This is a genomic window from Sphingobium agri, from assembly GCF_023051225.1.
Classification (GTDB): domain Bacteria; phylum Pseudomonadota; class Alphaproteobacteria; order Sphingomonadales; family Sphingomonadaceae; genus Sphingobium; species Sphingobium agri.
This window is the reverse complement of sequence record NZ_JALKHS010000006.1, coordinates 666,047-688,878: the sequence shown is the minus strand read 5'-3', so window position 1 is coordinate 688,878 and position 22,832 is coordinate 666,047. Positions and strand designations below refer to the sequence as shown.

Below are 22,832 nucleotides of genomic sequence, written 5' to 3'. Positions count from 1 at the left end.
TGGCGGGGTAAATTTGGGTGGCGCGCGAGGTCGCTTCTGGTGAAGGGACGGATTAAGGGGCGGGTCCTTGAGTTACACGGGAATCACGCCCTGCCCACCCCCGGCCCCTCCCGCTGGCGGGAGGGGAGAGGACGGGTGCCGTTATTCGACCAGCTTGCGCGCGCGGTCGCGCCAGACCTCGGCCAGGACCGGCATGTTTGCAAGCGCACGAACGGCATCCGGTTCCACCTTATGCCGCCCGCCGATCAGCAAGCGAAAAACGCGTGCGATCGGCCAGTCGGGAAATGGGCGGTCGAGTAGTTCCATGCGCCCTTTGGCTTCCGCATCCCCTTCCCGTAGGACGCGGAAATAGAGACCTGCGCGGCCTGTCTTTACGATGGTGGCAAGCACGTCGCGCGTGCCGAAGCGGTGATCGAGCTTCCAGCATGGTTGGCGTCCATGGCTCACCTCCACCAGCGCGCTGCCGAGCGAGAAGCGGTCGCCGAGGCAGATTTCCTCCTCGGTCATGCCGAAGGAGGCGATGTTTTCACCAAAGGCACCGGGCGCCTGAAGCAGCGGGTGATCGGGCTTGCGCTGGCGCCACCAGTCATAATGGTCCTGCGGGTAGAGGTGGATCGCCTTGTCCCAGCCGCCATGATGGATGGGGTCGGCTACCGCGTCGCCCTCCAGCCCCTGCCATCTTACGCGGACGACGCCGTCCACCGGCCGCTTTGCGATGGCGCTGTAATCGCCGTCGCGAAAGGGCATGGGCGTGCCGGTCAGCAATGCGGCGATGGTCAGATGTTCAGCCATGCCGCCCCTATGGCAGTGGCGCGAAGCCTTGGCGAGAGGGCGTCAGGCGCGGCTGAGTTCCGATGCGAGCTTCAACACCTCGCTGCCGCTATCGGTCTGGACCAGATAAGCGGGGTTCCGTGCCGAGCCGTTGCGGCGGATCAACGCGCCTTCGATCATCTTTTCCACCTGGGCGTCGAAGCGCTCCGCGACACGGCCGCGGCCCACGCCCTGGCCCCAGTTCCATTTGACCCGCATGCCTTTGCGGAAGCCTTCGACCATTCTCTACCCTCTCCTGCCGCACGCGCATGGCGGCGTTTCATGAAATCGCGATGACAAAAATCCCGGCTGCGGGCGGGGTTCCCTTGGGTTTTTCGTTCGCCTGGGTTAAGGGGCGGCAGATGGACGTCACTGGCCTTCGCGTTGCGCTATTCAGCGGCAATTACAATTATGTGCGCGATGGCGCGAACCAGGCGCTCAACCGCTTCGTGGGCTATTTGCTGCGTCAGGGCGCGGCGGTTCGCGTCTATTCGCCCACGATCGCGACACCCGCGTTCGAGCCGACCGGCGATCTGGTGAGCGCTCCGTCCCTGGCGATACCGGGGAGGAAGGAATATCGCGTCCCCTATCGCATGTGCGGGCGCGTCAGGCGCGACCTGAAGCGGTTCCAGCCCAACCTGGTCCATGTGTCGAGCCCAGACCCGTTGGGACATCGCGCGGTCACATGGGCGCGGGGCAACGGGCTTCCGGCGGTGGCTTCGGTCCATACGCGGTTCGAGACTTATCCCCGCTATTATGGGCTGGCATTTCTGGAGCCGGTCATCGAATCGATGCTGCGGCGCTTTTACCGGCGTTGCGATGCGATCGTCGCGCCTTCGGAGTCCATGGCGCAACTGCTGCGCGAACAGCGGATGAGCTATGATGTGGGCATCTGGACGCGCGGGATCGACCGGGAGATCTTCAACCCGGCGCGCCGCGACATGGATTGGCGGCGCTCGCTGGGGATAGAGGATGATGAGCCGGTGATCGGCTTCATCGGCCGGCTGGTGATGGAAAAAGGGCTGGACGTCTTTTCCGACGCGATCGACCAGTTGAAGATGCGCCATGTCCGGCACAAGGTGCTGATCATCGGCGAAGGCCCCGCGCGGGAGTGGTTCCAGAACCGGTTGCCGGATGCGGTCTTCACGGGATTCCAGAAGGGCGACGAGCTGGGCCGTGCCGTCGCCAGCATGGACATGCTGTTCAATCCCTCGATCACCGAGACGTTCGGGAATGTGACGCTGGAGGCGATGGCCTGCGCCCTCCCCACCGTGGCGGCGCGGGCGACGGGGAGCGAGAGCCTTGTCACCGAAGGCGTGACCGGGCGCCTGATCCGTCCGGGAGCGATCGGGGCTTTTGCGGATGCGCTGACGAGCTACTGCACTGATCCCGCCGCGCGAGCCGCTGCGGGAGCAGCCGCCATGGGGGAAGCGGAGCGATATGGATGGGATCAGGTGAACCAGGCTCTGGTCGATACCTATCTCCGTGTGATCCGCCAGCGGGCGCAGGGCGCGCGGCTGCGCTCCAGCCCGGTTCCTTAAAGCGCTCGCCTTCCCTATATCGGGACGATGGCCGATCTTTTTGCTTCCGATGCCGTGAACATGCCCGGGGATGCCGGGGAGAATGCGCCACTGGCCGACCGGCTGCGGCCGCGGACCCTGGCCGATGTCGTTGGACAAGAGCATCTGACCGGGGCGGAAGGCGCGATCGGGCGGATGGTGGCGGCGGGGCGGCTTTCCTCCATCATCCTGTGGGGGCCTCCGGGGACAGGCAAGACGACGATCGCGCGGCTGCTGGCCGATGCGGTGGATATGCGGTTCGAGCCGATATCGGCAGTTTTTTCCGGGGTGGCCGACCTCAAGAAGGTCTTCGCCGCGGCCAAGGAGCATGCCCGGCGTGGGGAAAAGACGCTGCTGTTCGTGGACGAGATCCACCGGTTCAACCGGGCGCAGCAGGACAGCTTCCTACCCTTTGTCGAGGATGGGACGGTGACGCTGGTCGGCGCGACCACGGAAAATCCCAGTTTCGAGCTGAACGCGGCGCTGCTTTCCCGGGCGCAGGTGCTGATCCTGCACCGGCTGGATGCGTCGGCGCTGGAGCTGTTGCTGGAGCGGGCGGAGGCGATCACGCAGCGGCCCTTGCCACTCACCCCGGCGGCACGGGACGCCTTGCTGGCGAGCGCGGATGGCGATGGGCGTTTCCTGCTCAATCAGGTCGAGACGCTCTATTCGATCGATATCGGCGAGCCACTCGATCCGGCGGGGCTGTCGGCGCTGCTGCACCGACGGATGGCGGTCTATGACAAGGATCGGGAGGGGCATTACAACCTCATTTCGGCGTTGCATAAGTCGCTGCGCGGATCGGACCCGCAGGCGGCGCTCTATTATCTGGCGCGGATGCTGACGGCGGGGGAGCAGCCGCTCTATGTGCTGCGGAGGCTGGTGCGGTTTGCGAGCGAGGATATCGGCCTTGCCGACCCGCAGGCGCTCGTTCAGTGCCTGGCCGCCAAGGAGAGTTACGATTTCCTGGGAAGCCCGGAGGGGGAACTGGCGATCGTGCAGGCGTGCCTTTATTGCGCGACCGCGCCCAAGTCGAACGCGGCTTATGCTGCGATGAAGACGGCGTGGAAGTCGGCGCGGGATACAGGGTCGTTGATGCCGCCCAAGAATATCCTCAACGCCCCTACCCGGCTGATGAAAACGATCGGCTATGGCAAGGGCTATCAATATGATCATGACGATGCGGAGGGTTTTTCGGGCGACAATTACTGGCCCGAGGAAATGGAGCCGCAGACCTTCTTCGCCCCGACCGATCGCGGGTTCGAAGCGCGGATAGCCGAGCGCATGGCCTATTGGGACCGGCTGCGGGCCGAGCGCGGCGGCGATTAAGGAAGCGGTTGCGTCCATGACTCCGCGTTTTGCCCGTTATGCCGCGATCGATTGGTCGGGCGCGAAGGGCGTACGGCACAAGGGGATAGCGGTTGCGCTGTGCGAGCGTGGAGACGCCGTGCCCCGGCTCGTCCATCCGGTCGGTGGAGGCTTCTGGTCACGTTCGGCGGTGGCGGAATGGCTGATCGATGCCGCTGCGGAGGCGCCGACGCTGTTCGGGTTCGATTTCAGCTTCGCGCCGCCCTTCGTGGCGCGGGAAGCTTATCTGCCAGGCGACGATGTGCCGGTGACGGGGCCTGACTTCTGGGCCTATGTGGACAGCGTCTGCGATGACCCCGATCTAGGCGCGGCGAGCCTGTTGCACGTCACCCACCGCCGCCATTTCTACTTCGGCAAGGCGGACGGGCCGAAGGCCGACTTCATGCACAACCGGGTGTGCGAAGCCCATTATAATGCGGGCGGCGGGGGGAAGCCGTCCACCGTCTATGACGCGATCGGCGCGGCGCAGGTCGCCAAGGCGAGCTTTGCGGGAATGCGCCTGCTCCATCATGTGCGGGATCATGTTCCGGTCTGGCCGTTCGATCCGGCACCTAGCAGTGGGTCATTGGTGGTGGAAATCTACACCAGCATCGCGGCGCGCGCGGCGGGGCGGCCCAAGGGGCGGACGAAAATGCGAGACCTCGCCGCGCTCGACGATGCGCTCTGCGCGTTGGGCTCTGCGCCCTATGAAGGATTGCCGCCGGATGATCATGGCGCCGACGCGATCGTGACCGCCGCGTGGATGCGCAACGTCGCGCCGAGGCCGAGCCTATGGGCGCCACCTGCGCTCAATCCGCATATTGCCGCAACGGAGGGCTGGACGTTCGGTATCATCTGATAGTAAGGCGCTTCACCGTACGATGGACGCGCCGGCTTAGCTCAGTTGGTAGAGCACCTGATTTGTAATCAGGGGGTCAGGGGTTCGAACCCTCTAGCCGGCACCATCTCTCTCTTGGCGCGCGCCTTCTTCAGATCGCCGGACGCGCTGTCCTAATTGCCCAGTTTCGGCCGCGTGACTTCCACCGTCTTTATGCCGGTGTCGAGCGAACCAGTTCTGGGCTGAGCGTCAGGACCGCCTTTTATGCCCGTGTCCCTGGGCGCGCCGCCGCCGCCGCCGCCACTGGATGCGGCGATCGCTTCGGAACTCAGCGAAGTAGACAAGAGGATGGTCATCGCGGGCGGCACCGTTGCCGCGAACCTGCCGCAAGTCTTTAGGAAATTGCGCCTGTCTTCGGTTGCCGGCGAATTCAACTGATCGTCCATGATGCCATCCTTCTCTATTCGCATCGTAGATTAACAGGTGAAGCATCCGGAAGATTTGGAAAAAAAGAGCTATAGACTTTAGTATAGGGCCAAAGAAAAAGGCGAACCAAACGCAAAATGGGGGCCGGCATCTCTGCCGGTCCCCACTTCCGTCGTGTCCGGATCCGCTTCCCGTTCAGGATGCGATCATCGGACTCGGCGCGCGATGCTTTCGCCAGAAAGGCTTGGCATCGTGTTTGCTCCGGTTTTCCGGCTATGAGGCCATGTTCCGCAGCATGCCTTCAAACTACAATATCCGACGTCCGCTTTCGCGCATGCATGATATCGCCTTTGAAGACCATCAGTTTCCGTTCGAACCGGGTGGTTCCAACGTCAGCCTGATGTGATCGAAACTTCACTCAAATCTTTGATATTATCGCCGATTTGATGATCCGGATTTCTCCGTTTCGTCCGTTTCGGTAGGAGGATGGTCTCACCAAAAGCGAGTCGCTCAAAGCGGAATCTGGCATGCTGGTGACAGACTCCGCCTAAAGCTGTGGATAATTGTGAATAATTTTTCGCCTGTCGCTTTTAGCGCCCTTTCCACACGCCGGGACGCTTTTCGACGAAGGCATTCATGCCTTCGACGCGATCCTCGGTCGCGGTCAGAAGCTGGAACAAACGCCTCTCGGTCGTCAGCCCCTGCCCCAACATAGTTTCGAAGGCGAGATCCACCATTTCCTTGTTCACCATCGCAGCCATCGGCGGCATGGCGGCGATGGCTGCAGCGGTCTTCAACGCATCGTCCAGCAGTTCAGCCGCCGGTACGACCCGCGAGACAAGGCCTGAACGTTCGGCTTCTTCCGCGCTCATCATGCGGCCCGTCAGACACATTTCCATGGCCTTGGCCTTGCCAACGGCCTTGGTCAGGCGCTGCGATCCACCCATGCCGGGCGCAACGCCAAGCTTGATTTCCGGCTGCCCGAACTTGGCCGTGTCGGCGGCGATGATGAAGTCCGCCATCATCGCGAGCTCGCAACCGCCCCCAAGCGCGAAGCCTGCGACAGCCGCGATCCAGGGCTTCCGGGTGGCGACAAGATTTCTCTGCCAGCCGGAGAAGAAGTCCTCCAGGAAGAAGTCGGCTGCGGCCTTGCTGGCCATTTCCTTGATGTCAGCGCCTGCCGCGAACGCCTTTTCGCTGCCGGTCAGTACCAGGCACAATTGCGATGGGTCGGCATCATAAGCGGCAAAGGCGGCGCTGAGGTCAGCCAGCACCTGGGTATTGAGGGCGTTCAGCGCCTGTGGCCGGTTCAGCGTGACCAGCGTGACGGCATCGCGCTGTTCGACCAGGATCGTTTCGAAGCTCATCGTCATCTTCCTTCAAATCTGCGGTGCGGCAGGCGCAAGCGATGCCCCCCGGTCACCGTCCCATATGCATGAAATCGCGGTCGTAGCTGCGCATGTGCGCGCCGCCGTCGACATAGAGTGTCTGCCCGGTGACGGCGCTCGCTTGCGCAAGATAGAGCACAGCTTCCGCAATCTGCTCCGCCAAGGGCAGGCGTCCCAAGGGCATTGCCGATTGCAGCCTTTCCATCTGCGCCTCGTCATAATCGGGCGTTGCGATGGTGAGGCCGGGCGCGACTGCGTTAACCCGGATGTTCGGCGCAAGGCTGGACGCGGACAGGCGGGTGAGCCCGGCCAGTGCCGACTTCGACAAAGTATAGGCCAACTGGTCGGCATGCGGATGATCTATCCGCTGATCGAGAATATTGATGATGCACCGATCCGCTACCCCGGCAGGGATTGTCGCGAACGCCTTCGTCAGCAGGGCGGGCGCGGCGCAGTTTACGGCATAATGCCGCATAAGGTCTTCGGCGGACACATTGTCGAGCCGGTCCTGACCGAAGATCGCGGCGCTGTTCACCAATATGTCGGGCGGTCGGCCGAACCTCTCCGCGACCTTGGCGACCAATTCCTCCGCACTTTCGGGATCGGCGAAGTCGGCCGTGAAACCATCCCATTCCGTGCCGTTCTCGTCGAGCGTCAAGGCGAGAGCGGAATCCAGCCGAGTGTCGTGGCTGCCGTGAATTGCGAGCGAATAGCCCGTGCGGGCGAACCCGGCGGCGATGACACCGCCAAGCCGCCGGTGACCGCCCGTGATGAGCGCCAGGCGCTTGTTCGCCAGCGGGAGCGGGCCCTCGCTCCGCTCCCGCGCGCCGCCGATAGGCCGGTAGGCAGGTGCGTCTTCGCCGTTCACGATTCGATTAGCTTCAGCACTTCCTCGCGACTTTTTTCATCGTCGCGGAACACGCCGAGCATGCGGCTGGTCTTCATCAGAACATTGGGCGTGCGGACACCCCGCCCCGTCATGCAGCCGTGCGTCGCTTCGATCACCACGGCCACGCCCTGGGGTTTCAGATGTTCCCAGATGCAGTTGGCGACTTCGGCGGTCAGCCTTTCCTGGACCTGAAGCCGGTTGGCAAAGGCGTGCAGCACGCGAGCGAGTTTCGAGATGCCGACAACATATTTGCCTGGCAGATAGGCGATGTGCCCGCGCCCGATGATCGGCGCCATATGATGTTCGCAGTGCGATTGAAACGGAATGTCCTTGAGCAGAACGATATCGTCATAGCCGCCCACTTCATGGAAGATGCGCGAGAGGTGATAGGCCGGATCGTCGCCATAGCCGCGGCAATATTCCCGCCACGCACGCGCGACGCGTTGGGGCGTTTCCAGCAGGCCTTCGCGGTCGGGATTGTCGCCAGACCAGCGGATCAAGGTGCGGATGGCATCCGCCACATTCGCGGGCACAGCTTCCTTGATCGCTTCGCCTACGGCCTCGGCATCGGGATCATAGTCCATGGATGGCACTACTCCTCTTTATCTTTGTTCAGGGCGCATATGACCGCTCTGTCAGCGGAATGCCAGCCCTTTACCTATGCTATGGACAGGGGTGGTGCCGGGTGGCACATCAACGCCCAACATATAAAGCCGATCCGAAAAGCATGGCTGTCCCGTCGCTCGTCCACTCCCCATATCCTTCCGCCCGGGATTAAAGCGTGCGGACTGAACAGATCGCCGCCGTGCTGCTGGCCGCTGGCACATCATCCCGTTTCGGGGAGGATGACAAGTTGATCGCTGACCTCAATGGCAAGCCGGTGATCGCTCATACGCTTGAGGCCGTTGCGTCGCTCGCTTTTGGCGAACTGGTGGCGGTGACGCGGCCAATCGCCGATGCTCCCGACATTCATCGAAGGCTGGAGCGGCGCGGCTATAGCATATTGGTCAATGATCGGCCGGAAGAAGGGCTGGCGAGCAGCATCGTCCGCGCAGTTCTCCACGTCATGCCGATAAAACGGTGCAAGGGCATTCTGATCTGCCTGGGCGACATGCCGTTTGTGCCGCAGTCGCATTATAATCGTATATGCCTGGCGGCCGAAGATGTGCGTTCGGTCGTGGCGAGTACGGACGGCTTCTCTTCATCTCCGCCTGCCTTCATCGGGCGGAAGCATTTTCCCGAACTGCTTACATTGCGCGGTGATCAGGGCGCACGGGCGCTGCTGAGCCGGGGCGTTCAGGTGGAGGCGATGGGCAGTTCGCTGATCGATATCGATACGCCGGAAGATCTGGCGAGGGATTAGCTCGACCGGGTAGGATCGGTCATGGGATCGTCCATTTCCCGCACATCGGGCATGCGGCTTATCGGCAGCGACCCCGTCTGCCTTTCCAGCATGCGATGGACGACCGGCGGATTGGGGCCGCTGTGCAGCGCGGCGAGTGTGTCGAAGTTCACCGTGTCAGCGATGGTGCGCCGCCTGTTGTGGCGGACATAGTCGAGCCAGGTGGAGACATGGTAGCGCTCGATCCATAGCTCAGGATCGGCGAGGTCGCGCATCAGGGACCAGCCATGCGCGCCGTCGCGGCGGCGGATGCGGCGCCGCTCGCTCATCGCGGCGAGGAAAGGCACGACCGAGCCCGCCGGAATGCGGTATTCGATGGTGATGACCACAGGCCCGCTGCGGGGTTCGATCGGCACAGCCGTTTGGGGCTCCTGCCAACGGTCTAGGAGGTCTAGATTTTCATCTCCCGTCTGGGGCAGCGGGCGGAAAAGGCCTATCATCGCTGCTGCCAATTGCACGGCGGCGGCTACATGGAGGGACGTCACGACGCCCATATGCTCCGCCAGCCAGCCGAACAGCCATGCGCCGAGCGCCATGCCGCCGAACGCCATCATCTGATACAGGGCGACGGCGCGGGCTAGCACCCAGCGGGGGGCGGACATCTGGACCGAGACGTTGAAGGTGGACAGCGCGATGACCCAACCCGCCCCGCAGAGCAGAAGGCCGATGATCGCGACGACGAGCCAGCCTGTGGACGCCGTGATCGCCGTTCCCACGGCAAGGGCAAGGGCGGCGGAGCGGACGATGGTTTCGATGGGGAAGCGGCGGCGGAGCCTGCCTGACGACAGCGCGCCGAGGACCGCGCCGATGCCGAACGCCCCGCTCAAGATACCGAAGGTCAGCGCGCTACCCTTCAATATGTCGCGCGCGACCAGCGGCATGAGCGCGGAGACGGCGCTCGCGCCGATGCCGAAGGCAGCGCCGCGAATGAGCACGAGCTGGATCTTCGGCGACATGGTGACATAGCGGACCCCTGCCCGCATGGCGTGGCCGAGGCGTTCACGCGGCAGGAGCTTGGGCACGCGTTCCGGCTGCCAGCGCAGCAGGACGAGGGAGAGGCCGATGTAGCTGAGCGCATTGGTGAGGAAGGCGGCGGCGGCTCCGGCGGCGGCGACGATGATGCCGCCAAGCGCCGGGCCGACACTGCGGGCGAGGTTGAAGCCCATGCTGTTGAGGGCGACGGCGCTGGGGAGTTGGGATCGCGGGACCATGTCGCCAACCGACGCTTGCCAGGCGGGGCCGTTGATCGCGGTGGCGCAGCCGACGAGGAAGGTGAAGGCGAGCAATGACCAGGGGGTCAGCAGATCCAACCAGGCGAACAGGGCGAGGAGAGCGGACACCAGCAGCATCGACAATTGGCAGGCGAGCATGACGAGGCGGCGATCGAGATTGTCGGCGACCGCACCTGCCCAGAGCGAGAGGAGCATGATCGGCAAGGTCGTCGACGCCGGGACCAGCGCGACGAGCATGGGAGAGCCAGACAGCGACGTCATCATCCATGCCGCGCCGACCGACTGGATCAACCCACCGAAGTTCGACGCGAGGCTGGCGAACCATATCGCGCGGAAGATGGGGATGGCGAAGGGCGTTGGCGCTGGAGGGGAATCTGCCTCTGACACTGAAAATGCATGAACCTGAAATCGACTGGAGCGTCAAACCCGGAAGGGAGGAAAGGAGTTCAATTCAATGAAGGAAATAGCGGGAAAAGCGCGATCCGCATTGCCTTTACGCTTGCACTTTACGTAAACGTAAATACATTTGCGGCGCGCCTGACGCCAATGCCGAGAGGAATGACCGAGCGATGGAAGCCTTTATCTACGATGCCGTAAGGACGCCCCGTGGCCGGGGCAAGCCGGACGGGTCGTTGCATGAGATCACCCCTGTCCAGCTGGCGACGCAGGTGCTGGAGGCGGTGCGGGATCGCAACGCTATCGACACGGCGGATGTGGACGATGTCGTGCTTGGCTGCGTCACGCCGATCGGCGAGCAAGGCGGCGACATCGCCCGCGCCGCCGTGCTGAACGCCGATTATGAGCAGACGGTGCCGGGGGTGCAGATCAACCGCTTCTGCGCTTCCGGGCTGGAAGCGGTGAACATGGCCGCCGCGAAAATCTATTCGGGCGAAGCGGGCCTCGCGATCGGCGGCGGCGTGGAATCGATGAGCCGCGTGCCGATGTCTTCGGACGGCGGCGCAATCGCCATGGACCCGGCGGTCGCCTACAAGACCTATTTCGCGCCGCAGGGGATCGGCGCCGATGTGATCGCGACCAAGTTCGGCATCAGCCGCGATGATGCGGATGCCTATGCGGTCGAAAGCCAGCGGCGGGCCAAGACGGCCTGGGACGAAGGGCGCTTTGCCAAGTCGATCATTCCGGTGCGTGACGTGATCGGCGAAGTCGTGCTGGATCATGACGAACATATGCGCCCCGACGCGACGATGCAGTCGCTTGGCAGCCTGAAGCCGAGCTTTGCCGCGCTGGGCGAGGAAATGCCCGGTTTCGACGCTATTGCGCTGCTGAAATATCCAGAGCTGGAACGGGTGAACCATGTCCATCATGCGGGAAACAGCAGCGGCATCGTCGATGGCGCGGCCGCGGTGCTGGTCGGCAACAAGGAAATGGGCGAGAAATATGGGCTGAAAGCCCGCGCCCGGATCAAGGCGATGGCGTCGATCGGGTCCGAGCCGCTGATCATGCTGACGGGGCCGGAGTTCGTCGCGGGCAAGCTGCTCAATCGGGCGGGCATGAGCAGCCATGACATCGACCTTTGGGAACTGAACGAAGCCTTTGCGAGCGTGGTGCTGCGCTACATGCAGGCGATGGATTTGGACCATGACCGGATCAATGTGAATGGCGGCGCGATAGCCATGGGTCATCCGCTGGGGGCGACGGGGGCGATGGTGTTGGGGACGGCGCTGGATGAGCTGGAGCGATCGGGCAAGGGCACGGCGCTGGTGAACCTGTGCGTGGGTGCGGGCATGGGGACCGGGATTATTATTGAGCGAGTTTGAAAACGGGTTGGTAGTGGGCTGATCCGAGCGCGGCTCTGGAGGATGGCCCCCACCCCAACCCCTCCCCTGAAGGGGAGGGGCTAAAAGGAGAGCAGGATCGTGCAGACCATTAATTTTGACATCGACGCTGACGGCATCGTGACGCTGACCATCGATGTGCCGGGCCAGTCGATGAATGTAATCGGTCCCGATTTCCTCGCCGATCTGGATGAAGCGATTACGCGCATTGGGTCGGAGGAAGCGATCAAGGGCGCGGTGATTGCTTCGGGCAAGGACAGCGGGTTCATGGCGGGCATGGACCTTAAATATTTCGGGTCGATGCTGGCGAGCGGCGCGGGGAAGCGCCCTGCCCCAGCCGCGATTTTCGAGCAGGTGTTCGTGCTGAACCAGTTGTTCCGGCGGCTGGAAACATGCGGCAAGCCGGTGGCCTGCGCTATCGAGGGCACGTGCGTCGGTGGCGGGTTCGAACTGGCGCTGGCCTGCCATCGGCGGGTGGTGGGCGACAGTCCCAAGACGCAGCTTGGCCTGCCGGAAATCCTGATCGGCCTCTTTCCCGGCGGGGGCGGGTCGCAGCGTCTGCCGCGCCTGATCGGGGTGCAGGCGGCGTTGATGTATATGTTGCAGGGCAAGCTGTTCCGCCCGGCCGAAGCGGCGATGCTGAAGGCCGTCGATGAAGTCGTGCCGCAGGGCACGGCAGTCGAGAAGGCCAAGGAGTGGGTGAAGGCGAATCCGTCCGCGATCGCGCAGCCGTGGGACGTGAAAGGCTTCAAATTCCCCGGTGGTGCGGGTGCGTTCAATCCCGCTTTCGTGCAGACGATGGTCGGCGCAGTGCCGATGACGCTGAAGCAGACGCAGCGGAACATGAATGCGCCCGCCGCTTTGCTGTCGGCGGTCTATGAAGGCGCGCTGCTGCCGTTCGACCGGGCGATCCGCGTCGAGAGCAAATATTTCGCCAAGGTGGCTGCCGATCCGCAGGCAGCGAACATGATCCGCAGCCTGTTCGTGAACAAGAATGCCGCCGAACGTGGTGCGCGGCGGCCGAAGGACCAGCCCAAGGCGCCGACGAAGAAGCTTGCCATGCTGGGCGCTGGCATGATGGGCGCGGGGATTGCGACAGTGGCGGCGCAGGCAGGCATGGAGGTCATGCTGTTCGACCGTGACCTCGCTTATGCGGAGAAGGGCAAGGCGCATGTCGAGGATGTGCTGAAGAAGCGGCTGGGCCGGGGCATGACGCCGGAGAAGATGGCCGAGACGCTGGCGCGCGTGACGCCGACGACCGACTATGCGGCGCTCGCCGGAGCGGACTTTGTGATCGAAGCCGTTTTCGAGGATGTCGCGATCAAGGCGGAGGTCACGAAGAAGGTCGAGGAGGTGCTCGGCCCCGATGTGATCTTTGGGTCCAACACATCGACCCTGCCGATCACGAAGCTTGCCAAGGCGTGGAGCAAGCCTGCCAATTTCATCGGCATCCATTTCTTTTCCCCCGTCGAGAAGATGCCGCTGGTCGAGATCATATTGGGCAAGGAAACCGGCCCGGCCGCCATCGCCAAGGCGCTGGATTTCGTCAGCCAGATCAAGAAGACGCCGATCGTCGTCAATGACTCTCGCGGTTTCTATACCTCGCGCTGTTTTGGCACCTATGTGCAGGAAGGCGTGGAGATGGTGGCCGAGGGGATCAATCCGGCGCTTATCGAAAATGCCGGGCGGCAGTTGGGCATGCCCGTGGGGCCGCTGGCGGTCGGTGACGAGGTGTCGATCGAGCTTGGCCACAAGATCGTCGTCGCGGCTCAGAAGGAACTGGGCGATGCCTATGTGGCGCAGCCGTCCGATGCGGTGATGGCGCGCATGGTCGAGCTAGGGCGGCTGGGCCGTAAGAGCGCGAAGGGATGGTATGATTATCCCGAGGGTGGGAAGAAGCATCTGTGGCCGGGGCTGGAAGAGATGTTCCCGCGTGCGGCGGTGCAGCCCGATGTCGAGGAAGTGAAGGAGCGGCTGCTCTATCGCCAGTTGGTGGAATGTGCGCGCTGCTATGAGGAAGGCGTGCTGGAAACCGTGGAGGATGGCGATCTGGGCGCGATCTTCGGCTGGGGCTTTGCGCCTTGGACCGGGGGGCCGTTCAGCCATATGGATACGGTTGGTATCGGGCATGTGGTGGCGGTGCTGGAACGGCTGGCGGCGCGGCATGGGGATCGCTTTGCGCCGACGGTGCAGTTGCAGGACATGGCGGCTAGTGGGGCGACTTTTTATGATGGAAGTTTGAGGGCAGCCGCGGCTTGAGGGTTTGTTCAGCACGATGGAAAACTAACCTGCCGTCATCCTGAACTTGTTTCAGGATTTATCTCGCTATCGGCCGGAGCTGAGTGCGGGGCACGATAGATCCTCAGCCAAAGGCCAGCACAGCTAACGAGGTCAGTATGACAAGGGTTTGTAAGGAGCCACGCAGCGTGTCCCTCTCTAACCCCTTTTCGTCTCGCGGTGCAGCATGAACGGGGTGGGCATTGTAGCTTCAGTGCGTTAGTCGTCGGGCAGCGGCTATCCCCACGCTCGTCATCCTGAACTCGTTTCAGGATCCATCTCGCCTTCGGCTCCGCCTGAGTGTGGAGGCACCATGGATCCTGAAACAAGTTCAGGATGACGGAGGATGAACGCCCGATTCTGTCAGAGGAAATCCTATTCTATGAGCGAAAAGCCCACGGTTCTGGTCACGGGTGGTGCCGGTTATATTGGAAGCCATGCGGTGCTGGCCCTGCGCGATGCGGGATATGGCGTCGTGGTGATCGACAATCTGGTGACGGGTTTTCGCTGGGCGGTGCCGGACGATGTGGCTTTCGTCGAAGGCGATATCGCCGATCAGCCGCTGGTGCAGAAGGCTCTGCGCGATCATGACGTCAAGGCGATCATGCACTTTGCCGGGTCGGTGGTGGTGCCGGAATCGGTGGAGAACCCGCTCAAATATTATCACAACAACAGCGCCAAGACCCGCGACCTGATCGAAAGCGCGGTGACGGTCGGCGTGCCGCATTTCATCTTTTCCTCCACCGCCGCGACCTACGGCATTCCGGAGGAAAGCCCGGTCAAGGAGACGACGCCGCAGCGGCCGATCAATCCCTATGGCATGTCCAAGCTGATGACCGAATATATGCTGCGTGACGTCAGCGCGGCGCATCCGATGAATTTCTGTGCGCTGCGCTATTTCAACGTCGCTGGCGCCGATCCGCAGGGGCGGACGGGGCAGTCGACGGCCGGCGCGACGCACCTTATCAAGGTGGCAGTCGAGGCCGCGCTTGGGAAGCGGGAGTTTGTGTCGGTGTTCGGGACGGATTTCGATACGCCTGACGGCACGGGCGTGCGCGACTATATTCATGTCACTGATCTGGCGGCGGCCCATGTTCTGGCGCTGGACTCGCTGATGGCGCAGCCGGAACAGAATTATCTGCTGAATTGCGGCTATGGGCGCGGTTTTTCGGTGCTGGAAGTGCTGGATGCGGTCGATCGGGTGACGAACATCAAAATCGAGCGGCGGATGGAAGGACGGCGCGCGGGCGATCCGGACTCGCTGATCTCCGACAATCGCGCGATCATGGCGGAATTCCCGTGGCAGCCGCGCCATGCCGATCTGGACCAGATCGTCGCGCATGCGCTGGCATGGGAGCGTAAGTTGACCGACATACGGGGCGACCGCGATGCCCACTGAGCATCTTTTCGTTGATGGCGCGCTTGCCGCTGCCGACATGGCGCGGCGGATCGCCGTGGTGCTGGGCGATGCAATCGCGGCGCGGGGCGTGGCGACGATTGCGCTGTCGGGCGGGCGGTCGCCCCGGCCGGTGCTGGAGGCACTGTCGGGCGCTGCGCTGGAGTGGGACAAGGTCGTCGTGACGCTGGTCGATGAGCGATGGGTGGCGGCGGATCATGCGGACAGCAACGAGCGGCTGGTGCGTGAGACGCTGTTGCAGGGCGCGGCGGCGAAGGCGCGGTTTGTTGGCATGAAGAATGACGCGGCGGATGCCTATGCCGGGCAGGCCGCTTGCGAGACGGCGCTGGCGGAGTTGCCCTGGCCGCTTGATATCGTGCTGTTGGGGATGGGCGAGGATGGGCATACGGCTTCGCTGTTTCCGGAGGCGAAGGAATTGGCAGAGGGTCTTTCCACCCATGCGCTGACGGTGGCGGTCACGCCGCCTGCCGCGCCGCATCAGCGCATGTCTTTGAGCGCCAGGGCGATCCTGAAGAGCCGACATATCTTCTTGCAGATTGGCGGGGCGGCGAAGAAGGCGGTCTATGACCGGGCGCTGGCTGGCGGGCCGGTCGAGGAGCTGCCGATCCGGGTGGCGCTGTGCCAGCATGGTGTGTCGGTCGAGGTCTGGATTTCGGAGTGAGCCAGCGCATGATTGCGCAGATCGATCCTTTTCATGCCATCGCGATCGGGGTGGAGGCGCATCGGCTGGAGGCCGAGGGGCGCTCGATCCTGCATATGGAATTCGGGCAGCCTTCTACCGGCGCACCTGCCGCTGCGATAGCGGAGGCGCATCGGGTGCTGGACAGCGACCCGATGGGCTATTGGGAGAGCCCGGCGCTGAAAGAGCGGATCGCGCTGCTGTATCGGGAACGCTATGGCGTGGCGGTGACGGCGGAGCAGATATTGCTGACTTGTGGCGCTTCTCCGGGGCTGGTGCTGGCGCTCAGTTGTCTGTTCGCGCCGGGCGCGCGGGTGGCGACGGCGCGGCCGGGCTATGTGGCTTATCGCAATACGTTGAAAGCGCTGTATCTGGAGCCGGTGGAGGTCGATTGCGGGCCTGCCGAGCGATATCAGATCAGCGCGGCGGCGCTGGAGGCGATGGAGCCCGCGCCTGATGGCGTGATCATTGCGAGCCCGGCCAATCCTACGGGCACGATCATCCCTGCCGACGAGATGGCGCGAATCGCGGAGGTCTGCGCGCGGCGCGGGATCAGGATGGTGTCGGACGAGATTTATCACGGCCTTTCCTATGGCGAGGCGGCGCATTCGATGCTGGAATTCGCGCCCGATGCGGTGGTGGTGAACAGCTTTTCCAAATATTTTTCGATGGCCGGGTGGCGGCTTGGCTGGGTCGTGTTTCCAAGGACGCTGGTCGAGGCGGCGCGGGCGCGGATGGGGAATTTGTTCCTGACGCCCCCTTCCCTCGCGCAGCATGCGGGGTTGAAGGCGTTCGACTGCCTCGACGAGCTGGAGGGGCATGTCGCGAACTACCGGCGGAACCGGGAATTGCTGTTGGCGGCGCTGCCAGCGCTTGGCCTCAAGGAAATCGCGCCGCCGGATGGGGCCTTCTACATCTATGCGGATGTGGGGCATTTGACGGATGACAGCCTGGGCTTTTGCCAGAAGTTGCTGGAGGAGACCGGCGTCGCGACCGCGCCGGGGATCGATTTTGATCCGGTGGATGGGCGCCGGCATATCCGGATCAGCTTTGCCGTGTCGACAGACCGGGTGGAGGAAGCGATCCGGCGGCTGGTGCCGTGGTTCGAGGCGCAGCGGCGGGTGGTTTAGGATTTCACGCGGAGGCGCGGAGACGCGGAGGAAATTGAGAAAGATTCATGTCATCGCAGCGAAGGCTGGGATCTCGTGAGGTTAGGCCGTGCCCTATCGCCTGAGATGCCAGCTTTCGCTGGCATGACGTGGAGTTCTTTTAGTTCTGCTCGGAAAACGGCAATGTGAATGTTGACCGGCCATCCGACGCTGTTTGATCCATTACGGATCGACCGCCGCCGATTAACTGGAATTGTCATCTTTTTACGCTAGGGAAGCCGCGCGACCCGAGGCTTTTACCTGGTGAAAGCCCCCCTTGGCCCGGCGGCTTCATGCTGCCGGGTCTTTCTTTTCCACTATATGGAGAGTGGTGCGGGCGGTCGGAATCGAACCGACACTCCTTTCGGAACCGGATTTTGAGTCCGGCGCGTCTACCAGTTTCACCACGCCCGCATGCATGGCCTGCCCGCGCCAAATGGCAAAATCAGCTGCCAGCGTCCAGACAAAAATCAGACCAGGTGCAGGATAAGTCTGCCGGGCGGTTGCAGGGGCGGCTGTGCGCCGATAGCCTGCTTGCGTAACGAAACCGGACCGCTATAGGACCGTTTCGTGCAGACCTGAACATTTCCTCCAAACGGAAAAGGGCATCCTTTGACCGATCCGTCTGCCACATTCCTGCTTTTTGGTGCCACCGGCGATCTGGCGCACCGCATGATCTTTCCCTCGCTCTACAATCTGCTGAGCGACGGCTTGCTGCCCGATGACTTCATGATCGTCGCGTCAGGCCGCACGGAGATGGATGACGAGGCGTTCCGGGCCGACATCGACAAGGCGCTGCAAAAGTTCGTCGGCGCTGATCGCTATGACGCGGAAGTCGCGGCGCGGCTGAAGGCGATGATCGGCTATCAGCCGGTCGAGGCAGGGAAGCCGGAGCAATTCAGGAAGCTGGCGGAGCGGCTCGATGGACGGGCGGAGCGCGGGCTGTCGGTCTATCTGTCGACGCCCCCTTCCCTCTTCGCGCCCACCGCGCAGGGGCTGGCCGAAGCGGGGCTGATCACGCCGACGACGCGGATCGCGATGGAAAAGCCGATCGGCAAGGATTTGGCCTCTTCCAAGGAAGTCAATGACGGCATCGGTGCGCTGTTCGACGAGAGCCAGATTTTCCGGGTCGACCATTATCTGGGCAAGGAAACGGTGCAGAATTTGCTCGCCCTGCGATTTGGCAATGTGATGTTCGAGCCGCTGTGGAACGCGACGGCGATCGACCATGTGCAGATCACCGTGGGCGAAACGGTGGGACTGGAAGGTCGGGTTTCCTATTATGACGGCGTGGGCGCGCTGCGTGACATGGTGCAGAACCATGTGCTGCAAATCCTGTCGATTATCGCGATGGAGCCCCCTGCCCGCATGGACCCGACCGCCGTGCGCGACGAGAAGGTGAAGGTGCTGCGGTCGCTGCGCCCAATGACGGCGGAGACGGTGAAGACCAACAGCGTGCGCGGGCAATATTCGCCGGGCGCGGTCGGCGGCGAGATCGTGACCGGATATAGTGACGAATTGGGGCAGCCGTCCGACACCGAAACCTTTGTGGCGCTGAAAGCTCATATCGACAATTGGCGCTGGCAGGGCGTGCCCTTCTATCTGCGCACAGGCAAGCGGATGCCTGCGCGCCAGTCGGAAATCCAAATCCAGTTCAAGCCGGTGCGCCATTCGATCTTTGGCCGCGCTGGCGGACTGGAGCCCAATACGTTGATCATCCGCCTTCAGCCCGAGGAATATATCCGCCTGCTGATCATGAGCAAAAGGCCGGGGCTGGAGCGCGAAGTGCATCTGGAGGAGGTTACGCTGGACGTGTCGCTGACCGCTGCCTTTGCCGGACAGCGGCGGCGTATCGCCTATGAGCGTCTGATCCTGGACCTGCTGGCGGGAGACCAGACGCTGTTCGTGCGCCGGGACGAGGTCGAAGCGCAGTGGACATGGATCGATTCCATCATCGACGGCTGGAAGGAAGCAGGGGTGAAGCCATCGCCCTATGCTTCGGGGAACTGGGGGCCGTCTTCGGCCATTGCCCTGATTGAACGAGACGGAGCCAGCTGGCATGACTGACCTTCATCCGGTGATCGCCAAGGTCACCGAACGCATCGTGAAGCGGAGCGCGCCGCGCCGCCGCCAATATCTTGACCTGATCGAACGTGGCCGTGACGCCGGGACCAACCGCGCGCAACTGTCATGCGGCAACCTTGCCCATGGCTTTGCGGCGAGCGGCGAGGACAAGCCGGTGATCCGCACGGGCGCGGCGATGAACATCGGCATCGTCACCGCTTACAATGACATGCTGTCGGCGCATCAGCCCTATGGCCGCTATCCCGAAGCGATCAAGATCGCGGCGCGCGAGGTCGGCGCGACGGCGCAGGTAGCAGGTGGCGTCCCCGCCATGTGCGACGGCGTGACGCAGGGTCAGGCAGGCATGGACCTGTCGCTATTTTCCCGCGACACGATCGCGCTGGCAACGGCGGTGTCGCTGAGCCACGCGATGTTCGAGGGCGCGGCGCTGCTGGGCATATGCGACAAGATCGTGCCGGGCCTGCTGATCGGGGCGCTGCGTTTCGGGCATCTGCCGACGATCCTGATCCCCGCCGGGCCCATGCCATCGGGCCTTGCCAACAAGGAAAAGGTGCGCATCCGCCAGCTTTATGCCGAGGGCAAGGTCGGCAAGGAGGAGCTGCTGGAATCGGAAAGCGCCAGCTATCATGGCGCGGGCACCTGCACATTCTACGGCACGGCCAACAGCAACCAGATGATGATGGAAGTGATGGGGCTGCACATGCCTTGCGCATCCTTCGTCAATCCGGGCACCAAGCTGCGCAGTGAATTGACGCGGGCGGCGGTGCATCGGCTTGCCAGCATCGGATGGGATGGCGATGATTACCGGCCGCTTGGCCATTGCGTCGATGAGAAGGCGATCGTCAATGCCATCATCGGCCTGATGGCGACGGGCGGATCGACCAACCATGCCATCCACCTACCCGCGATCGCGCGCGCGGCGGGGATCAGCATCGACTGGACCGATTTCGCGGAGATTTCCGATGTGGTGCCGCTGCTGGCGCGGGTCTATCCCAATGGCGCGGGCGACGTGAACAATTTCCATACCGCTGGCGGCATGTCTTTCATCATCCGCGAGTTGTTGGATAATGGACTGCTGCACCGGGACATCATGACGGTGGCGCGTGCAGACCTCACCGATTATGGCAAGGAGCCGGTGCTGGAGGACGAGGCGCTGCAGTGGCGCGACGTGCCGGTGTCGCGCGATGAATCGATCCTGCGGCCGGTATCCAGCGCGTTCAATCCCGATGGCGGCATGCGCCTGCTGGCGGGCAACCTCGGCCGCTGCGTCATGAAGGTGAGCGCGGTGGACAAGGAACGTTGGACCATCGAGGCTCCGGCGGCCGTCTTCCATGATCAGGATGATGTGCTGCGCGCGTTTAAGGCGGGAGAGCTGGAGCGGGATGTCGTCGTGGTGGTCCGTTTCCAGGGGCCGCGCGCGAATGGCATGCCGGAATTGCACAAGCTGACCCCGGCGCTCGGCGTGTTGCAGGATCGGGGTTTTCGCGTCGCGCTGGTGACCGACGGGCGCATGTCGGGGGCTTCGGGCAAGGTGCCTGCGGCCATCCATCTTTCGCCTGAAGCGCTGGGCGGCGGGCCGATCGCCAAGCTGCGCGATGGGGACATGGTGCGGGTGTGCGCGGACAAGGGTGTGATCGAAGCGCTGGTCGATGCGGCGGAGTGGGATGCGCGGGACATGCCCGTGCCGCCGCCCCCGCCCTATGACACAGGCCGCGAGCTGTTCGCGCTGTTCCGCCATCATAGCGATCTGGCGGAAAGTGGCGCTTCGCCCATCCTGGCGGCGATGGAAACTGAACTTTGACTAGCCGTCATCCCGGCGAAAGCTGGGATCTCGTGAGGCTGGGCCGCGCCCCCTCGCCTGAGATGCCAGCCTTCGCTGGCATGACGTAGAATATGGGATGCCTCGAATGACCGACATCATCGCTGCCGATATCGGCGGCACAAATGCCCGTTTCGCCCGTGCGAAGCTCGATGCGCGCAACGTGCCTACATTGGGCAAGGTGCGGAAGTACAAGGTCGCCGACTTTCAAAGCCTGCAGGCCTGCTGGGCCGCATTCGTGCGGGACGAGGGCGGCGACCTGCCCAAGGCGGCTTCCATCGCCTTTGCCACCGCGATCGGGCGCGACGTCATCAAGCTGACCAACAGCAGCTGGATGATCAGGCCCGAGACGCTGGACGAAGAACTGGGCCTCAAGCAGATGCGGCTCGTCAATGATTTCGAGGCCGTGGCCCATGCCGTCGCGCGCCTGCCCGACGACAATCTGCCGCTGCTCTTCGGGCAGGACCGGCCTTTCCCGCGCGACGGCGGCGTGACGGTGGTGGGTCCGGGCACGGGCCTGGGCGTCGCGATGATCGCGTTCGATGATGGCGAGCCGCATGTGATCGCGACCGAGGGCGGCCATCTCGACTTCGCGCCGCTCGACACGCTGGAGGAAAAGATCCTCGCCTATCTGCGCGACAAGTTCCTGCGCGTGTCGACTGAGCGGGTGGTGTCGGGGCCGGGGCTCAACAATATCTACAAGGCGATGGCGACCATCGGCCATGAACGCGTGATGCTGATGGAAGATGCCGAATTGTGGCAGGCGGCGATCGACGGGACGGACGAGTTCGCCCGCGCGGCGTTCGACCGCTTCTGCCTTTGCTATGGATCGGTCGTCGGCGACCTGGCGTTGGCGCAGGGGCCGAACGCGGTCGTGCTGGCCGGGGGACTGACGCAGCGAATGCGCGCATTGCTGCCCCAGAGCGGCTTTCACCGGCGCTTTACCGCCAAGGGGCGGTTCGAAAGCCTGATGGCGACGGTGCCCATTCGTCTCGCCGTGCATGAAGAGATTGGACTTTACGGGGCGGCCGCCGCCTTTCGGGAGAAGAAATGATGTCGCTCAGCGTTGAACAAGTGATGGAGCTGGCGCCGGTCATCCCGGTGCTGGTGGTGGAGCGAGTGGAGGATGCGCTGCCGATCGCGCAGGCTTTGGTGAAGGGCGGGCTGCCCGCGCTGGAAGTGACGCTGCGCACGCCCGCCGCGCTGGATGTGATCCGCGAGATGGCGAAGGTCGAGGGTGCGGTCGTCGGTGCTGGAACGGTGCTGAACCCGTCGCAGCTGGACGCGGCGATGGAGGCAGGCGCGCGCTTCATCGTCAGCCCGGGCCTTACCGAGCCGCTGGGCAAGGCGGCGGTCGCGGCGCGCGTGCCTTTCCTTCCGGGAACGGCGACGGCGGGCGACATCATGCGCGGGCTGGAGCTGGGCCTCACGCACTTCAAATTTTTCCCGGCGGAGACTTCGGGTGGACTGCCTGCGTTGAAGGCGCTGGCGGCGCCGTTGCATGTCGCACGCTTCTGCCCGACCGGGGGGATCACGGCGGAAAATGCGCCGAAATGGCTGGCCGAACCCTTTGTGAAATGCGTCGGCGGCAGCTGGGTCGTGCCCAAGGGGCCGGTCGATGGGGCGAAGATCGAGGCGCTGGCGCGCGAGGCGGCGGCGCTGGCCCGCTGACGAGGATGGTTGACGCCATTGCGCGGCGGGATTTCCCGTCCTAGATCAA

Annotated in this window: 21 protein-coding genes and 2 tRNA genes; 16 read left to right on the top strand and 7 right to left on the bottom strand. The window is 63.5% G+C overall.

Annotated elements, in window-relative coordinates:
- Positions 1 to 141: 141 nt before the first annotated feature.
- Both MU848_RS06635 and MU848_RS06630 read right to left on the bottom strand, forming a co-directional pair.
- Positions 142 to 792, bottom strand: a complete 651-nt coding sequence (locus MU848_RS06635) for an MOSC domain-containing protein (protein WP_247230921.1) — start codon at positions 790 to 792, stop codon at positions 142 to 144.
- A gap of 42 nt (positions 793 to 834) precedes the next feature.
- The gene (locus MU848_RS06630; protein ID WP_097091841.1) at positions 835 to 1,053 is read right to left on the bottom strand and encodes a hypervirulence associated TUDOR domain-containing protein; all 219 of its coding nucleotides are present in this window, start codon (positions 1,051 to 1,053) and stop codon (positions 835 to 837) included.
- Between the two features lie 119 nt (positions 1,054 to 1,172).
- Between MU848_RS06630 and MU848_RS06625 the strand changes: the two genes are divergently transcribed.
- The 6 genes from MU848_RS06625 to MU848_RS18990 all read left to right on the top strand — a co-directional run bounded on the left by MU848_RS06625 (position 1,173) and on the right by MU848_RS18990 (position 5,386).
- Complete coding sequence (locus tag MU848_RS06625) at positions 1,173 to 2,351, top strand: glycosyltransferase family 4 protein (protein WP_247231706.1); 1,179 nt, start codon at positions 1,173 to 1,175, stop codon at positions 2,349 to 2,351.
- A gap of 27 nt (positions 2,352 to 2,378) precedes the next feature.
- Entirely contained in the window at positions 2,379 to 3,698 is a 1,320-nt protein-coding gene (locus tag MU848_RS06620; RefSeq protein WP_247230920.1) for a replication-associated recombination protein A, read from the top strand.
- A gap of 16 nt (positions 3,699 to 3,714) precedes the next feature.
- Positions 3,715 to 4,575 carry a hypothetical protein gene (locus tag MU848_RS06615; protein WP_247230919.1) on the top strand — a complete coding sequence of 287 codons (861 nt, stop codon included), beginning with the start codon at positions 3,715 to 3,717 and terminating at the stop codon, positions 4,573 to 4,575.
- Between the two features lie 30 nt (positions 4,576 to 4,605).
- A tRNA-Thr gene (locus tag MU848_RS06610) sits at positions 4,606 to 4,681 on the top strand.
- 137 nt (positions 4,682 to 4,818) lie between these two features.
- Positions 4,819 to 4,992, top strand: coding sequence for a hypothetical protein (locus MU848_RS06605; RefSeq protein ID WP_247230918.1), 174 nt, complete (start codon positions 4,819 to 4,821; stop codon positions 4,990 to 4,992).
- A 271-nt stretch (positions 4,993 to 5,263) separates the two neighbouring features.
- Positions 5,264 to 5,386 (top strand): hypothetical protein, encoded by a 123-nt coding sequence (locus tag MU848_RS18990; protein ID WP_281494313.1) that lies wholly within the window; start codon positions 5,264 to 5,266, stop codon positions 5,384 to 5,386.
- A gap of 184 nt (positions 5,387 to 5,570) precedes the next feature.
- Here the strand turns inward: MU848_RS18990 and MU848_RS06600 are convergent, their stop codons facing one another.
- Genes MU848_RS06600 through folE form a run of 3 tightly spaced genes read right to left on the bottom strand, consistent with a single transcriptional unit; the run spans position 5,571 to position 7,841 of the window.
- Positions 5,571 to 6,347: an enoyl-CoA hydratase-related protein gene (locus tag MU848_RS06600; protein WP_247231704.1), complete on the bottom strand. Its 777-nt coding sequence runs from the start codon at positions 6,345 to 6,347 to the stop codon at positions 5,571 to 5,573.
- A gap of 52 nt (positions 6,348 to 6,399) precedes the next feature.
- Entirely contained in the window at positions 6,400 to 7,236 is an 837-nt protein-coding gene (locus tag MU848_RS06595) for an SDR family oxidoreductase (protein ID WP_247230917.1), read from the bottom strand.
- Positions 7,233 to 7,841 carry a GTP cyclohydrolase I FolE gene (gene folE / locus MU848_RS06590; protein WP_097091846.1) on the bottom strand — a complete coding sequence of 203 codons (609 nt, stop codon included), beginning with the start codon at positions 7,839 to 7,841 and terminating at the stop codon, positions 7,233 to 7,235. Before folE ends, MU848_RS06595 begins: the two co-directional genes overlap by 4 nt.
- Positions 7,842 to 8,038: 197 nt before the next feature.
- On the opposite strand from folE, the gene MU848_RS06585 reads away from it, so the two are divergent.
- The gene (locus tag MU848_RS06585) at positions 8,039 to 8,620 is read left to right on the top strand and encodes a nucleotidyltransferase family protein (RefSeq protein ID WP_247230916.1); all 582 of its coding nucleotides are present in this window, start codon (positions 8,039 to 8,041) and stop codon (positions 8,618 to 8,620) included.
- Here MU848_RS06585 and MU848_RS06580 read toward each other — a convergent pair.
- On the bottom strand, positions 8,617 to 10,278 hold the full coding sequence (locus MU848_RS06580) for an MFS transporter (RefSeq protein ID WP_247230915.1): 1,662 nt from the start codon (positions 10,276 to 10,278) through the stop codon (positions 8,617 to 8,619). The genes MU848_RS06585 and MU848_RS06580 overlap by 4 nt on opposite strands.
- Positions 10,279 to 10,460: 182 nt before the next feature.
- On the opposite strand from MU848_RS06580, the gene MU848_RS06575 reads away from it, so the two are divergent.
- From MU848_RS06575 to MU848_RS06555, 5 genes are all read left to right on the top strand, one after another.
- Positions 10,461 to 11,669: an acetyl-CoA C-acetyltransferase gene (locus MU848_RS06575; protein WP_247230914.1), complete on the top strand. Its 1,209-nt coding sequence runs from the start codon at positions 10,461 to 10,463 to the stop codon at positions 11,667 to 11,669.
- A 99-nt stretch (positions 11,670 to 11,768) separates the two neighbouring features.
- Entirely contained in the window at positions 11,769 to 13,946 is a 2,178-nt protein-coding gene (locus tag MU848_RS06570) for a 3-hydroxyacyl-CoA dehydrogenase NAD-binding domain-containing protein (RefSeq protein WP_247230913.1), read from the top strand.
- Between the two features lie 400 nt (positions 13,947 to 14,346).
- Entirely contained in the window at positions 14,347 to 15,363 is a 1,017-nt protein-coding gene (galE, locus tag MU848_RS06565) for a UDP-glucose 4-epimerase GalE (protein WP_247230912.1), read from the top strand.
- A complete protein-coding gene (pgl, locus tag MU848_RS06560; RefSeq protein WP_247230911.1) occupies positions 15,353 to 16,042 on the top strand; it encodes a 6-phosphogluconolactonase in 690 nt (229 codons plus the stop codon). The genes galE and pgl overlap by 11 nt, the downstream gene beginning before the upstream one ends.
- A gap of 8 nt (positions 16,043 to 16,050) precedes the next feature.
- Positions 16,051 to 17,190 carry an aminotransferase class I/II-fold pyridoxal phosphate-dependent enzyme gene (locus MU848_RS06555; protein ID WP_247231702.1) on the top strand — a complete coding sequence of 380 codons (1,140 nt, stop codon included), beginning with the start codon at positions 16,051 to 16,053 and terminating at the stop codon, positions 17,188 to 17,190.
- Positions 17,191 to 17,537: 347 nt separating this feature from the next.
- Here the strand turns inward: MU848_RS06555 and MU848_RS06550 are convergent.
- A tRNA-Leu gene (locus MU848_RS06550) sits at positions 17,538 to 17,622 on the bottom strand.
- A gap of 198 nt (positions 17,623 to 17,820) precedes the next feature.
- Here MU848_RS06550 and zwf point away from each other — a divergent pair.
- The 4 genes from zwf (at position 17,821) to eda (ending at position 22,783) form a co-directional block, all read left to right on the top strand.
- Positions 17,821 to 19,275 carry a glucose-6-phosphate dehydrogenase gene (zwf, locus tag MU848_RS06545; protein WP_097091854.1) on the top strand — a complete coding sequence of 485 codons (1,455 nt, stop codon included), beginning with the start codon at positions 17,821 to 17,823 and terminating at the stop codon, positions 19,273 to 19,275.
- Positions 19,268 to 21,094, top strand: a complete 1,827-nt coding sequence (edd, locus tag MU848_RS06540; RefSeq protein WP_097091855.1) for a phosphogluconate dehydratase — start codon at positions 19,268 to 19,270, stop codon at positions 21,092 to 21,094. Before zwf ends, edd begins: the two co-directional genes overlap by 8 nt.
- A 106-nt stretch (positions 21,095 to 21,200) precedes the next feature.
- Positions 21,201 to 22,166 (top strand): glucokinase, encoded by a 966-nt coding sequence (gene glk, locus MU848_RS06535; protein ID WP_097091856.1) that lies wholly within the window; start codon positions 21,201 to 21,203, stop codon positions 22,164 to 22,166.
- Complete coding sequence (gene eda, locus MU848_RS06530) at positions 22,166 to 22,783, top strand: bifunctional 4-hydroxy-2-oxoglutarate aldolase/2-dehydro-3-deoxy-phosphogluconate aldolase (RefSeq protein WP_097091857.1); 618 nt, start codon at positions 22,166 to 22,168, stop codon at positions 22,781 to 22,783. Before glk ends, eda begins: the two co-directional genes overlap by 1 nt.
- Positions 22,784 to 22,832: the final 49 nt, after the last annotated feature.

Coding starts and splice junctions, on each gene's coding strand:
- MU848_RS06635 (WP_247230921.1), bottom strand. CDS start 792: ATGGCTGAACATCTGACCATCGCCGCATTGCTGACCGGCACGCCCATG.
- MU848_RS06630 (WP_097091841.1), bottom strand. CDS start 1,053: ATGGTCGAAGGCTTCCGCAAAGGCATGCGGGTCAAATGGAACTGGGGC.
- MU848_RS06625 (WP_247231706.1), top strand. CDS start 1,173: ATGGACGTCACTGGCCTTCGCGTTGCGCTATTCAGCGGCAATTACAAT.
- MU848_RS06620 (WP_247230920.1), top strand. CDS start 2,379: ATGGCCGATCTTTTTGCTTCCGATGCCGTGAACATGCCCGGGGATGCC.
- MU848_RS06615 (WP_247230919.1), top strand. CDS start 3,715: ATGACTCCGCGTTTTGCCCGTTATGCCGCGATCGATTGGTCGGGCGCG.
- MU848_RS06605 (WP_247230918.1), top strand. CDS start 4,819: ATGCCCGTGTCCCTGGGCGCGCCGCCGCCGCCGCCGCCACTGGATGCG.
- MU848_RS18990 (WP_281494313.1), top strand. CDS start 5,264: ATGTTCCGCAGCATGCCTTCAAACTACAATATCCGACGTCCGCTTTCG.
- MU848_RS06600 (WP_247231704.1), bottom strand. CDS start 6,347: ATGAGCTTCGAAACGATCCTGGTCGAACAGCGCGATGCCGTCACGCTG.
- folE (WP_097091846.1), bottom strand. CDS start 7,841: ATGGACTATGATCCCGATGCCGAGGCCGTAGGCGAAGCGATCAAGGAA.
- MU848_RS06575 (WP_247230914.1), top strand. CDS start 10,461: ATGGAAGCCTTTATCTACGATGCCGTAAGGACGCCCCGTGGCCGGGGC.
- galE (WP_247230912.1), top strand. CDS start 14,347: ATGAGCGAAAAGCCCACGGTTCTGGTCACGGGTGGTGCCGGTTATATT.
- pgl (WP_247230911.1), top strand. CDS start 15,353: ATGCCCACTGAGCATCTTTTCGTTGATGGCGCGCTTGCCGCTGCCGAC.
- MU848_RS06555 (WP_247231702.1), top strand. CDS start 16,051: ATGATTGCGCAGATCGATCCTTTTCATGCCATCGCGATCGGGGTGGAG.
- edd (WP_097091855.1), top strand. CDS start 19,268: ATGACTGACCTTCATCCGGTGATCGCCAAGGTCACCGAACGCATCGTG.
- glk (WP_097091856.1), top strand. CDS start 21,201: ATGACCGACATCATCGCTGCCGATATCGGCGGCACAAATGCCCGTTTC.
- eda (WP_097091857.1), top strand. CDS start 22,166: ATGTCGCTCAGCGTTGAACAAGTGATGGAGCTGGCGCCGGTCATCCCG.